11 protein-coding genes are annotated in these 12,633 nt (G+C 62.5%); 3 read left to right on the plus strand and 8 right to left on the minus strand.

Annotated elements, in window-relative coordinates; all coding sequences use genetic code 11:
• Window positions 1–46 precede the first annotated feature (46 nt).
• From rseP to rpsB, 8 genes are all read right to left on the minus strand, one after another.
• Window positions 47–1,399: an RIP metalloprotease RseP gene (rseP, locus tag ACMGGG_RS18075; RefSeq protein WP_414154164.1), complete on the minus strand. Its 1,353-nt coding sequence runs from the start codon at window positions 1,397–1,399 to the stop codon at window positions 47–49.
• 46 nt (window positions 1,400–1,445) lie between these two features.
• Window positions 1,446–2,636 carry a 1-deoxy-D-xylulose-5-phosphate reductoisomerase gene (gene ispC, locus ACMGGG_RS18080; RefSeq protein ID WP_054891076.1) on the minus strand — a complete coding sequence of 397 codons (1,191 nt, stop codon included), beginning with the start codon at window positions 2,634–2,636 and terminating at the stop codon, window positions 1,446–1,448.
• Complete coding sequence (locus ACMGGG_RS18085; protein ID WP_054891077.1) at window positions 2,633–3,448, minus strand: phosphatidate cytidylyltransferase; 816 nt, start codon at window positions 3,446–3,448, stop codon at window positions 2,633–2,635. The genes ispC and ACMGGG_RS18085 overlap by 4 nt, the downstream gene beginning before the upstream one ends.
• Window positions 3,448–4,203, minus strand: coding sequence for a polyprenyl diphosphate synthase (uppS, locus tag ACMGGG_RS18090; RefSeq protein ID WP_054891078.1), 756 nt, complete (start codon window positions 4,201–4,203; stop codon window positions 3,448–3,450). The genes ACMGGG_RS18085 and uppS overlap by 1 nt, the downstream gene beginning before the upstream one ends.
• 15 nt (window positions 4,204–4,218) lie before the next feature.
• Window positions 4,219–4,776 (minus strand): ribosome recycling factor, encoded by a 558-nt coding sequence (gene frr, locus ACMGGG_RS18095; protein ID WP_054891079.1) that lies wholly within the window; start codon window positions 4,774–4,776, stop codon window positions 4,219–4,221.
• Window positions 4,773–5,516 (minus strand): UMP kinase, encoded by a 744-nt coding sequence (pyrH, locus tag ACMGGG_RS18100; RefSeq protein WP_023381972.1) that lies wholly within the window; start codon window positions 5,514–5,516, stop codon window positions 4,773–4,775. Before pyrH ends, frr begins: the two co-directional genes overlap by 4 nt.
• 180 nt (window positions 5,517–5,696) lie before the next feature.
• Window positions 5,697–6,560, minus strand: a complete 864-nt coding sequence (gene tsf / locus ACMGGG_RS18105) for a translation elongation factor Ts (protein WP_063545921.1) — start codon at window positions 6,558–6,560, stop codon at window positions 5,697–5,699.
• A gap of 186 nt (window positions 6,561–6,746) precedes the next feature.
• Complete coding sequence (rpsB, locus tag ACMGGG_RS18110) at window positions 6,747–7,484, minus strand: 30S ribosomal protein S2 (protein ID WP_054891081.1); 738 nt, start codon at window positions 7,482–7,484, stop codon at window positions 6,747–6,749.
• Between the two features lie 344 nt (window positions 7,485–7,828).
• On the opposite strand from rpsB, the gene map reads away from it, so the two are divergent.
• The 3 genes from map to dapC are packed head-to-tail and all read left to right on the plus strand — an operon-like array spanning window position 7,829 to window position 12,551.
• Window positions 7,829–8,611 (plus strand): type I methionyl aminopeptidase, encoded by a 783-nt coding sequence (gene map, locus ACMGGG_RS18115; protein WP_414154165.1) that lies wholly within the window; start codon window positions 7,829–7,831, stop codon window positions 8,609–8,611.
• Between the two features lie 22 nt (window positions 8,612–8,633).
• Window positions 8,634–11,333, plus strand: coding sequence for a [protein-PII] uridylyltransferase (locus ACMGGG_RS18120; protein ID WP_054891083.1), 2,700 nt, complete (start codon window positions 8,634–8,636; stop codon window positions 11,331–11,333).
• 21 nt (window positions 11,334–11,354) lie between these two features.
• Window positions 11,355–12,551 carry a succinyldiaminopimelate transaminase gene (dapC, locus tag ACMGGG_RS18125; protein ID WP_063545922.1) on the plus strand — a complete coding sequence of 399 codons (1,197 nt, stop codon included), beginning with the start codon at window positions 11,355–11,357 and terminating at the stop codon, window positions 12,549–12,551.
• Window positions 12,552–12,633: the final 82 nt, after the last annotated feature.

Below are 12,633 nucleotides of genomic sequence, written 5' to 3' on the forward strand. Positions count from 1 at the left end.
AACCCGCCACCGCAGCACGGCGGCAGGTTCGCAATAGAGCGAAGCGTTAAAGTCGACCCAGATCGTTGATCAGGGCGAGCAACATCACCCCAATGACCAAACTGATACCGATCTGGACCCCCCAACCTTGCACCCGATCAGAGAGCGGACGACCGCGCGCCCACTCGATCAGGTAGAACAGCAAATGCCCCCCATCCAGTACCGGGATGGGCAGCAGGTTCAGAACCCCCAGGCTTATGCTCAGGTAGGCCAGGAAATTCAGGAAATCCCCAACGCCCGACTGGGCTGAAGCGCCCGCCACTTTAGCAATGGTTATCGGTCCGCTCAAGTTTTTTACCGAGAGCTCCCCGAACAGCATTTTCTTCAGCGATTCAAGGGTCAGGACGCTCATGTTCCAAGTACGCGAGAGCCCCTCACCGACCGCTTCCAGCGGCCCATAGCTGACCTCTCGAAGCATGTTCGCAGGCCACTCGGCGCCTTTCACCCCAGCGCCCAGATAGCCTCCGGAGGCCTGCCCTTCCCCTTTGCGGGCCAGCGTCACAGGCAGCTCCAGCTGTGCGCCATCACGCTCGATACGCAACTGCACCTTCGCGTCGGGGCGTGCCCTGACAGCGTCTACCACCTGCTGCCAGTCGCCCAGTGCAACGCCATCGAGCGCCAGGAGTTTATCGCCGCTCTTCAGCCCGGCTGCAGCGGCCGGCCCCTTGGGGTCGATTTCGGCGAGCACCGGGCTCACCGCCGGCCGCCAGGGACGCAGCCCCAGGGACTGGATCGGGTCGGGCTCATCGGCGCCCTTGAGCCATTGGTTCAGGCGGATCTCATGCTGGCGCTCCAGCGTGCCGCCATCATCGCGCACACCTACCCGCAGGCTGCCGCTCTCGCCGAGGCGACGCACCAGCTGCAGATTGACCGCAGACCAGCCACTGGTCGGCTTGCCATCGATAGAAACAATTTCCTGGCCTGCCACGAGGCCCGCAGATGCCGCCAGGCTGCCAGACTCGACCGCACCGATGACCGGACGCACCTGCTGACTGCCAAGCATGGCGACCACCCAGAAGAACAGGATGGCGAGGAGGAAATTGGCAACGGGGCCTGCGGCAACGATAGCGATACGCTGCCCAACCGATTTGCGATTGAAGGATTGATCGACAAGCGCCGGCGGTACCTCGCCTTCGCGCTCGTCGAGCATCTTGACGTAGCCGCCCAGCGGAATCGCCGCGACGACGAACTCGGTGCCATGGCGATCGTGCCAGCGCACCAGCGGCGTGCCGAACCCCACAGAGAAGCGCAGGACTTTCACCCCGCACTTGCGTGCCACCCAGAAGTGGCCGAATTCGTGAAACGTGACCAATACACCCAGAGCCACCAGGGTGCCGATAATCATGTAGAGCGCAGTCATATCCATCTCCGAATGACGTTCAGCCAGGCCTGGGGCCGATGGGAAATCAGCGGCCGTGGCGCCTCAACCACTCCCGGGACAGCTCCCGGGCTCGCTGGTCGGCGGCGAACACCGAATCCAGCGAAGGCAACGGCACTACCGGCTCCTGCTCGAGCACCTGTTCGATCATACCCGCGATTTCCGGGAAGCGGATACGTCGCTGGAGAAATGCCTCGACCGCCACCTCGTTGGCGGCATTGAGCACCGCCGGCGCGCTATTGCCCGCTTCAGCAGCTTCTCGCGCCAGGCGCAGGCAGGGGAACCGCTGCTCGTCGGGCGCCTGGAAATCCAGACGGGCGACCGCGAACAGGTCCAGCGGCGCAACCCCGGAATCGATCCGCTCAGGCCATGCCAGGGCATTGGCGATCGGCGTGCGCATGTCCGGGTTGCCCAACTGCGCCAACACCGAACCATCCACATAGTCCACCAGCGAATGGATCACGCTTTGCGGATGCACCACCACCTCGACCTTGGCTGGCGCAGCATCAAACAGCCAGCAGGCCTCGATCAGCTCGAGCCCTTTGTTCATCATGCTTGCCGAGTCGACCGAAATCTTGCGCCCCATCGACCAGTTCGGATGAGCGCAGGCCTGCTCCGGCGTGACATCCATCAGCGCCTTCGCCGAGGTTTCACGGAAGGGCCCACCAGACGCCGTCAGCAGGATACGACGCACCCCCACTTGCGCCAGGCCGCGAGCATAGTCGCCGGGCAAGCACTGGAAGATGGCATTGTGCTCGCTGTCGATCGGCAGCAGCACTGCACCACTGGTGCGCACTGCCTCCATGAACAGCGCGCCGGACATCACCAGCGCCTCCTTGTTGGCCAGCAGCACCTTCTTGCCGGCCTGCACCGCCGCCAAGGTCGGACGCAGACCGGCAGCGCCGACGATGGCGGCCATCACGGTGTCCACTTCGCTGGCAGAGGCAACCTGGCAGAGCCCTGCTTCGCCTTCCAGCACCTCGGTGGTGCTGCCCGCCGCCGCCAGCCCTTCACGCAGGCGGGCGACCGAATCGACGTCCGGCACCACCGCATACGCCGGCCGATGACGCAGGCACAGGGCCAGCAATTCATCCAGACGCGAATAGCCGCTCAGGGCAAACACCTGGTAGCGCTCGGGGTGGCGGGCGATCACATCCAGCGTGCTCAGGCCGATCGACCCGGTCGCACCGAGCACGGTAATCCGCTGGGGATGGCTCACATCACACCCCATTCGGCCGCCCAGAGCAGCACGGCGAACATCGGGATCGCCGCGGTCAGGCTGTCGATGCGATCAAGCACGCCGCCGTGGCCGGGCAGCAGGTTACTGCTGTCCTTGATGCCTTCACGACGCTTGAACATGCTTTCGGTCAGGTCGCCAACCACCGAGGACATGACCACGATCACCGCGCCGACCAGGCCAAGCAGCAACTGCCCCAGCCCCCAGTCGCGCACGAGCCCGACCACCAAGGTGATCAACAGGCTCACGGCCATGCCGCCATACACGCCCTCCCAGCTCTTGCCGGGGCTGACGTGCGGCGCCAGCTTGCGCTTGCCAAAGGCACGGCCAGAGAAATATGCACCGATGTCGGCAGCCCAGACCAGTACCATCACCGCCAGGATCAAGCCATTGCCCAACGGCCAGTGCTTGAGCAGCAACAAACCTTGCCAGGCGGGCAACAACACCAGCAGACCGATCAGCAGACGGCAAGCGGCACTGCTCCACAACTCAGCGCTGCGTGGGTAGGTGAGCACCAGCCAGGTGGCCAATCCCCACCAGATCACCGACGCCCCCAGCACCCAGGGTGCAAGGTCCGGCATGAGATAGAGCACCATCAGCGCTCCAGCGACCACGGCGGCATAGGCGATGCGCAATGGCTGGGCCATCAACCCGGCCAGACGCGCCCACTCCCAGGCACCAAGGGTCACCACGAAACCGATGAACAGGGCGAAATCCGCTCCGTTGAGCAGGAAGAAACCGCCCAGCGCGATCGGCAACAGGATCAGCGCAGTAATGATGCGTTGTTTAAGCATTAAGCACGAGCTCCAGCCTCGACCTGCTCGCTGGTCTTACCGAAGCGGCGCTGGCGCGAAGCGAAATCGGCCAGTGCACTACGCATGGCCTCGTGTTTGAAGTCCGGCCAGTACAGGTCGGAGAAATACAACTCGGCGTAGGCCAACTGCCACAACAGGAAGTTGCTGATGCGGTGTTCGCCGCCGGTGCGGATGCACAGGTCGGGCAACGGCAGGTCACCCGTGGCAAGGCAGGTCTGCAGCAGACCGGGCGTGATGTCGTCCGGGCGCAAATGGCCGGCCTGGACTTCGCGCGCCAGGCGCTGGGCGGCCTGGGCGATATCCCACTGACCGCCGTAATTGGCAGCGATCTGCAGGATGAAGCGATCGTTGCCGGCAGTCAGCGCCTCGGCCTCTCGCATCGCCGCCTGCAGCTCCGGATGGAAGCGCGAGCGGTCACCGATGATGCGCAGGCAGATGTTGTTGTCGTTCAGGCGCTTGGCTTCGCGACGCAGGGCCGAGAAGAACAGCTCCATCAACGCACCTACCTCATCGGCCGGACGCTGCCAGTTCTCGCTGGAGAAGGCGAAGAGCGTGAGCACTTCGACCTTGGCCTCGGCGCAGACTTCGATCACCGCACGCACCGCATCGACGCCGGCCTTGTGCCCGGCAACGCCAGGCAGCAGGCGCTTTTTCGCCCAGCGGTTGTTGCCGTCCATGATGATAGCGACGTGACGCGGCACCGACGAGGGTGCCGCCTGCTTGGTCTTTTCCATGAAAAAGTCCTGGCCTCAGACGGCCATCAGGTCCTTTTCCTTGGCTTTGAACGCAGCATCGACTTCCGCCACGAACTTGTCGGTCAGCTTCTGGATCTCGTCAGCTGCACGACGTTCTTCGTCTTCGCTGATTTCCTTGTCCTTGGTCAGCTTCTTCAGATCAGCCAATGCATCGCGACGCACGTTGCGCACGGCAACCTTGGCGTCCTCGGCAACGCCGCTGGCCTGCTTGGTGTAGCCCTTGCGGGTTTCCTCGGTCAGGGCCGGCATCGGCACGCGAATGGTGGTACCGGCGCTCGATGGGTTCAGGCCCAGGTCGGAGGTCAGGATGGCCTTCTCGATCGCGGCGCTGAGGTTCTTGTCGTGGGCGACGATCTTCAGGGTACGAGCGTCCTCGACGGTGATCGCGGCCACCTGGTTCAGCGGCATCTCGCTACCCCAGGCCGGGACTTTGACGCCATCCAGGATGCTTGGGTGGGCGCGACCGGTGCGGATCGCTGCCAGGTTGCGGGCCAACGCCTCGAGGGACTTGCCCATGCGCTCCTGCGCGTCTTTCTTGATGTCGTTGATCATGCTTCGCCTTCCTCGATCAAAGTACCTTCAGCGCCACCCACCACGATGTTCAGCAGGGCGCCAGGCTTGTTCATGTTGAATACCCGCAATGGCATCTTGTGGTCGCGGCACAGGCAGATTGCGGTCAGGTCCATGACACCGAGCTTGCGATCCAGCACCTCGTCGTAGGTGAGGTGGTCGAACTTCTCGGCATGCGGGTCCTTGAATGGGTCGGCAGTGTACACACCATCGACCTTGGTCGCCTTCAGCACCACGTCGGCATCGATTTCGATGGCACGCAGGCAGGCTGCGGAGTCGGTGGTGAAGAACGGATTGCCGGTACCGGCGGAGAAAATTACCACATCCCCGGAGTTGAGGTGGCGAATAGCTTTGCGACGATCGTAATGATCGGTGACGCCTACCATGGAGATGGCGGACATGACCAGTGCCGGGATGTTCGAGCGCTCCAGCGCATCGCGCATGGCCAGTGCGTTCATCACGGTGGCCAGCATACCCATGTGGTCGCCCGTGACGCGGTCCATGCCGGCTGCACTGAGCGCGGCGCCGCGGAACAGGTTACCACCACCGATCACCAGGCCGACCTGGACACCGATACCGACCAGCTGGCCGACTTCCAGGGCCATGCGGTCCAGCACCTTCGGGTCGATCCCGAAGTCTTCCGAGCCCATCAGGGCCTCGCCGCTAAGTTTGAGCAAAATGCGTTTATAGCGAGGTTGGCGACCACTCACCTGCTGAGCCATTGCGAGTCTCTCCTGCGGCGTACTTTTAGAAAATTCCGTGCGGGCTGTGTGCAGCCTGCTAACTGTAGCGTGGCACTGCTTCAGTGCCAGCGCACAGGGCCAGATAAACCCTTGTGCGCTTTGACAAAGAGGCTGCGCGCGTGAGCGGGCAGCCTCTTTGGGGCGACAGACGAGTCCGTCTTACTGCTTGGCGGCAGCGACCTGGGCGGCAACTTCGGCAGCGAAGTCGTCAACAGGTTTCTCGATGCCTTCGCCGACTTTGAAGTAGGTGAAGGAAACGATTTCAGCACCGGCTTTCTTGGCCAGATCGCCGACCTTGACTTCCGGGTTCATGACGAAGGCCTGCTCTTTCAGCGAGGCTTCTGCCTTGAACTTGGTGATACGGCCGTTGATCATGTTCTCAACGATGTTTTCCGGCTTGCCAGCGATCTTGTCGGCGTTCAGTTGCAGGAAGACACCCTTCTCGCGCTCGATGGCCTCGGCGGAGATTTCCGACGAATCCAGGAACTCAGGGTTCGAGGCTGCAACGTGCATGGCGATGTTCTTGGCCAGCTCTACGTCACCGCCTTTCAGAACGACGGCAGCGCCGATCTTGTTGCCGTGCAGGTAGGCACCGACCACGTCGCCTTCGACACGAGCCAGACGACGAATGTTGACGTTCTCGCCGCACTTGGCGACCAGAGCTTCACGAGCAGCTTCACGCGAAGCGATCAGCGGAGCGGCATCGGTCAGCTTCTGGGCGAAGGCTTCTTCCAGGCTTTCGGCGACGAAGTTCTTGAAGTCGTCTTGCAGGGCCAGGAAGTCGGTCTGCGAGTTCACTTCCAGCAGAACGGCGACCTTACCGTCGGTCTTGACGGCGATAGCGCCTTCAGCGGCAACGTTGCCAGCCTTCTTGGCGGCCTTGATGGCGCCCGAGGCACGCATGTCGTCAATGGCTTTCTCGATGTCGCCGCCGGCCTTTTCCAGGGCCTTTTTGCAATCCATCATGCCTTCGCCGGTACGCTCGCGCAGTTCTTTGACCAGCGCTGCAGTAATTGCTGCCATTTCAAAATCCTCTTGGAAAGTTTTTCAACCATTCCACCCGTTCATCACGGGCGTTCAATTCTGGAAATCCACTGTCTTCACACCAGCGTCACACATGATGCGGCGTGCTTGCTGACAAGAGGATTTCAGGTGGCAAAAAGGGGGCCAAGCCCCCTTTTCGCGTGCCAAGTAGACGCCAGGCGTCAATTACTCAGCAGCTGGTGCCGCCGCTTCTTCAGCGTAGACTTCGGTACCGCCGGCAACGTTGTTGCGACCGCGGATGACGGCGTCAGCCATCGAAGTCATGTACAGCTCGATGGCGCGGATTGCGTCGTCGTTGCCTGGGATCACGAAGTCAACGCCTTCAGGGCTGCTGTTGGTATCGACAACGCCGATGACCGGGATGCCCAGCTTGTTGGCTTCGGTGATTGCAATGCGCTCGTGATCGACGTCGATGACGAACAGAGCATCAGGCAGACCGCCCATGTCCTTGATACCACCCAGGCTGCGATCCAGTTTTTCCAGGTCGCGCGAGCGCATCAGGGCTTCTTTCTTGGTCAGCTTGGCGAAGGTGCCATCTTCGGCCTGGGTTTCCAGGTCGCGCAGACGCTTGATCGAAGCACGGATGGTCTTGTAGTTGGTCAGCATGCCGCCCAACCAGCGGTGATCAACGTATGGCGAACCGCAACGAGCAGCTTGCTCGGCGACCAGTTTGCCAGCGGAACGCTTGGTGCCGACGAACAGGATCTTGTTCTTGCCCTGGGCCAGGCGCTCTACGAACGACAGAGCGTCGTTGAACATCGGCAGGGTTTTTTCCAGGTTGATGATGTGGATCTTGTTGCGCGCGCCGAAAATGTACTTGCCCATTTTCGGGTTCCAGTAACGGGTCTGGTGGCCGAAGTGCACACCGGCCTTCAGCATATCGCGCATGTTGACTTGGGACATGATAGTTCCTTGATAAGTCGGGTTGGGCCTCCACGTATCCCAATGACCAACCCATGGATCCGAAGATCCCGGGCACCCAGGCCATCGTGTCGACACGTGTGTGGGTTTGAGCTGACGGGGACCTCCCCGAAAGCGGCGCATTTTATACCACAGACAGAAGACGAACGGAACCCGCAAGGTGCTTCATCCGTCAGTGGCTTTTGCAGCGGTTCGACAATCGCGCCAGAATGCCTCCCATAGACCACCGGATCCGCGGTTTTCTCCCCACAGAACGCCGCCCTGCTCTGTTAGAATCCGGCCTTTCCCGTTTGTTGCGCGCCGCCCGGCGCCGTAGAGAGCCTGTAATGACCGTCACCATCAAGACCGCAGAAGACATCGAGAAGATGCGCATCGCCGGCCGCCTGGCCGCCCAAGTCCTCGAAATGATCGAAGAGCACGTCAAGCCTGGCGTGACCACCGAGGAACTCGACCGCCTGTGCCACGACTACATCGTCAACGTCCAGCAGGCGATCCCGGCACCGCTCAACTACAAAGGCTTCCCCAAGTCGATCTGCACCTCGATCAACCATGTGGTCTGCCACGGCATTCCCAACGAGAAACCGCTCAAGGATGGCGACACCATCAACATCGACGTGACCGTGATCAAGGATGGCTACCACGGCGACACCAGCCGCATGTTCCATGTCGGCACCGTCGCGCCCTGGGCCGAACGCCTGTCCAAAGTCACGCAAGAGTGCCTGTACAAGGCCATCGAGCTCATCAAGCCTGGCTGCCGCCTGGGCGACATTGGCGAAGTGATCCAGAAACACGCCGAAAAGAACGGCTTCTCGGTGGTTCGCGAGTTCTGCGGCCATGGCATCGGCAAGGTCTTCCATGAAGAACCCCAGATCCTCCACTACGGCAAGGCCGGCACCGGCATGGAACTGAAAGAAGGCATGACCTTCACCATCGAGCCCATGATCAACCAGGGCAAGGCCGACACCAAGGTGCTGGGCGATGGCTGGACCGCCATCACCAAGGATCGCAAGCTCTCGGCACAGTGGGAACATACGCTGGTGGTCACCGCCACGGGTTATGAAATCTTCACCCTGCGCAAAGACGACACCATTCCCCGTACCTCGGCGTAATTCAACTCAGGAAGGCGACTCGATGCCCCAGGTGGATCCAGAGCTGTTCGACCGTGGCCAGTTCCAGGCGGAACTGGCGCTCAAGGCAAGCCCCATCCCCGCCTTCAAGAAGGCTCTGCGCCAGGCAGCAGACGTCTTCGACAGACGCTTTCGCGAGGGTGTCGAGATCCGGAGCTTGATCGAGGACCGCGCCTGGTTCGTCGACAATATCCTGCAGCAGGCCTGGAACCAGTTCGACTGGGGCAATCCGGACGGCATTGCCCTGGTCGCGGTCGGCGGCTATGGCCGCGGCGAGCTGCACCCCTGGTCGGACATCGACCTGCTGATCCTGCTCGACCAGGCGGAACACGAGCAGTATCGCGACGCCATCGAGCGCTTCCTGACACTGCTGTGGGACATCGGCCTGGAGGTCGGTCAGAGCGTGCGCACGGTCGAGGAATGCGCCGAGCAGGCGCGCGCCGACCTGACAGTGATCACCAACCTGATGGAAAGCCGCACCGTCGCCGGCCCCGAGACGCTGCGCGAGCGCATGCTGGAAGTCACCAGCACTGCGCACATGTGGCCGAGCAAGGAGTTCTTCCTGGCCAAGCGCGCCGAGCTCAAGGCACGGCACCACAAGTACAACGACACCGAGTACAACCTGGAGCCCAACGTCAAAGGTTCGCCAGGCGGCCTGCGCGACATCCAGACCGTACTCTGGGTTGCCCGTCGCCAGTACGGCACCCTCAACCTGCACGCACTGGCCGGTGAAGGTTTTCTGCTGGAAAGCGAGAACGACCTGCTGGCCTCCTCGCAGGCCTTCCTCTGGCGCGTGCGCTACGCCTTGCACATGCTTGCCGGACGTGCCGAAGACCGCCTGCTGTTCGATCACCAGCGCAGCATCGCGGCGCTGCTCGGCTACAGCGACGAGAACCCCAAGCGCGCCATCGAGCAGTTCATGCAGCAGTACTATCGGGTGGTGATGAGCATCAGCCAGTTGTGCGACCTGATCATCCAGCACTTCGAGGAAGTGATCCTCGCTGACGACAACGGCAGCACCCAACCGCTGAACACGCGCTTTCGCCTGCATGATGGCTATATAGAAGCGGTCAATCCGAACGTCTTCAAGCGCACCCCGTTCGCCATGCTGGAGATCTTCGTGCTGATGGCCCAGCATCCGGAGATCAAGGGCGTACGCGCCGATACCGTACGCCTTCTGCGCGAACATCGGCACCTGATCGACGACAAGTTCCGCAACGACATCCGCAATACCAGTCTGTTCATCGAGCTGTTCAAGTGCGAGATCGGCATCCACCGCAACCTGCGGCGCATGAACCGCTATGGCATCCTCGGTCGCTACCTGCCGGAATTCGGCCTGATCGTCGGACAGATGCAGCACGACCTGTTCCACATCTATACGGTCGATGCGCACACGCTCAACCTCATCAAGCACCTGCGCAAATTGCAGTACACCCCGGTGTCGGAGAAATTCCCGCTGGCCAGCAAGCTCATGGGACGCCTGCCCAAGCCTGAGCTGATCTACCTCGCCGGCCTCTATCACGATATCGGCAAGGGTCGCCAGGGCGATCACTCCGAGCTCGGCGCGGTGGACGCGCAAGCCTTCTGCGAGCGCCACCAGTTGCCGGCCTGGGACTCGCGCCTGATTGCCTGGCTGGTGCAGAGCCACCTGGCGATGTCCACCACGGCCCAGCGCAAGGACCTCTCCGACCCACAGGTGATCAACGATTTTGCACTGTTCGTCGGCGACGAAACCCGCCTGGACTACCTCTACGTGCTGACCGTGGCCGACATCAACGCCACCAACCCCAGCCTGTGGAACTCCTGGCGCGCCAGCCTGCTGCGCCAGCTCTACACCGAAACCAAGCGCGCGCTGCGCCGGGGCCTCGAAAACCCGCTGGACCGTGAAGAACAGATCCGCCAGACCCAGAGCGCGGCGCTGGACATTCTCGTGCGCGAAGGCACCGACCCGGACGATGTAGAGCAACTCTGGTCGCAGCTGGGCGACGACTATTTCCTCAAGCACACCGCAGCGGACGTGGCCTGGCACAGCGATGCAATACTTCAGCAGCCGGCCGATGGCGGTCCGCTGGTGCTGATCAAGGAAACCACCCAGCGCGAGTTCGAAGGCGGCACGCAGATCTTCATCTACGCGCCCGACCAGCACGATTTCTTCGCCGTGACCGTGGCGGCGATGTCGCAGCTCAACCTGAACATCCATGACGCCCGCATCATTACCTCCAGCAGCCAGTTCACCCTCGACACCTACATCGTGCTCGACAACGACGGCGGCTCGATCGGTGACAACCCGCAGCGGGTCAAGCAGATACGCGAAGGGCTGACCGAGGCACTGCGCAATCCCGAGGATTACCCGACCATCATCCAGCGACGCGTGCCGCGCCAGCTCAAGCACTTCAACTTCGCGCCGCAGGTGACCATCCTCAACGACGCCCAGCGCCCGGTGACCATCCTCGAGATCACGGCCCCCGACCGGCCCGGCCTGCTGGCGCGCCTGGGACGGATCTTCCTGGAGTTCGACCTGTCGCTGCAGAACGCCAAGATCGCCACCCTCGGCGAGCGCGTGGAAGACGTGTTCTTCATCACCGATGCCGACAACCAGCCGCTCTCCGACCCGCAACTGTGCAGCCGTCTGCAGGAAGCCATCGTCGAACAGTTGCAGGCCGGCCAGTCCAGCGATACCAGCCCCACCCGCGTGACCTTCTGACGATTACGAGACCTTGCGCCGATGAACCATGCCTTGACCCAGCTTCAGCCCTACCCCTTCGAAAAGCTCCGCGCCCTGCTCGGCAGCGTGAAGCCTGCCGCGGACAAACGCGCCATTGCCCTGTCGATCGGTGAGCCGAAGCACGAATCCCCGGCGTTCGTCGCCAAGGCCCTGGCCGACAACCTCGACAAATTGGCGGTCTACCCCAGCACACTCGGCCTGCCGGCCCTGCGCCAGGCCATCGGTCAGTGGTGCGAGCGCCGCTTCGGCGTACCCGCCGGCTGGCTCGATGCCGACCAGCACATCCTGCCGGTCAACGGCACCCGCGAAGCGCTGTTCGCCTTCACTCAAACAGTGGTCAACCGCGCCGATGACGGCCTGGTCGTCAGCCCCAACCCGTTCTACCAGATCTACGAGGGCGCGGCGCTGCTGGCCGGCGCCACCCCGCACTACCTGCCATGCCTGGAAAGCAACGGTTTCAATCCGGATTTCGACGCGGTACCTGCCGAGATCTGGAAACGTTGCCAGATCCTGTTCCTGTGCTCCCCAGGCAACCCCACTGGCGCGCTGGTGCCGATGGACACCCTGAAAAAACTGATCGCCCTGGCCGACGAGCACGATTTCGTGATCGCCGCCGACGAGTGCTACAGCGAGCTGTACTTCGACGAAGACGCCCCGCCGCCTGGCCTGCTGAGTGCCTGCGCCGAACTCGGCCGCAGCGATTTTGCGCGCTGCGTGGTGTTCCACAGCCTGTCCAAGCGCTCCAACCTGCCTGGCCTGCGCTCGGGCTTCGTCGCGGGCGACGCCAGGATCATCAAGCCATTCCTGCTGTACCGCACCTACCACGGTTGCGCCATGCCGGTGCAGACGCAACTGGCCAGCGTGGCCGCCTGGCAGGACGAGGCCCATGTGCGGGCGAACCGCGATCAGTACCGCGCCAAATATGACGCCGTGCTCGAGATCCTGCAGCCAGTGATGGATGTACAGCGCCCGGACGGCAGCTTCTACCTGTGGGCCAAGGTGCCGGGTAGCGACGCCGACTTTACCCGCGACCTGTTCGAGGCCGAGCATGTGACCGTGGTGCCTGGCTCGTACCTGTCGCGTGAAGTGGATGGCGTCAATCCCGGAGCAGGACGCGTGCGCATGGCGCTGGTTGCGCCGCTGGCCGAGTGTATCGAGGCGGCCGAAAGGATTCGCGGGTTTCTCGCAGGGCGCTGAAATGCCCCTCGCCTCGGGGCTGGCGTCGATGTCAGCCCCGAGGCAACTATCTACCGCCCCCTCGCCCCTGCACTGGCACATT

The sequence above is a fragment of the Pseudomonas sp. BNK-44-b genome (assembly GCF_047456245.1).
GTDB classification, from domain to species: domain Bacteria; phylum Pseudomonadota; class Gammaproteobacteria; order Pseudomonadales; family Pseudomonadaceae; genus Aquipseudomonas; species Aquipseudomonas machongensis.

Excerpts from the sequence above, each read along its gene's own strand:
- dapC (WP_063545922.1), top strand. The coding sequence starts at position 11,355 with ATGAACCATGCCTTGACCCAGCTTCAGCCCTACCCCTTCGAAAAGCTC.
- frr (WP_054891079.1), bottom strand. The coding sequence starts at position 4,776 with ATGATCAACGACATCAAGAAAGACGCGCAGGAGCGCATGGGCAAGTCC.
- tsf (WP_063545921.1), bottom strand. The coding sequence starts at position 6,560 with ATGGCAGCAATTACTGCAGCGCTGGTCAAAGAACTGCGCGAGCGTACC.
- pyrH (WP_023381972.1), bottom strand. The coding sequence starts at position 5,516 with ATGGCTCAGCAGGTGAGTGGTCGCCAACCTCGCTATAAACGCATTTTG.
- ACMGGG_RS18085 (WP_054891077.1), bottom strand. The coding sequence starts at position 3,448 with ATGCTTAAACAACGCATCATTACTGCGCTGATCCTGTTGCCGATCGCG.
- map (WP_414154165.1), top strand. The coding sequence starts at position 7,829 with ATGACCGTCACCATCAAGACCGCAGAAGACATCGAGAAGATGCGCATC.
- rseP (WP_414154164.1), bottom strand. The coding sequence starts at position 1,399 with ATGACTGCGCTCTACATGATTATCGGCACCCTGGTGGCTCTGGGTGTA.
- rpsB (WP_054891081.1), bottom strand. The coding sequence starts at position 7,484 with ATGTCCCAAGTCAACATGCGCGATATGCTGAAGGCCGGTGTGCACTTC.
- uppS (WP_054891078.1), bottom strand. The coding sequence starts at position 4,203 with ATGGAAAAGACCAAGCAGGCGGCACCCTCGTCGGTGCCGCGTCACGTC.
- ACMGGG_RS18120 (WP_054891083.1), top strand. The coding sequence starts at position 8,634 with ATGCCCCAGGTGGATCCAGAGCTGTTCGACCGTGGCCAGTTCCAGGCG.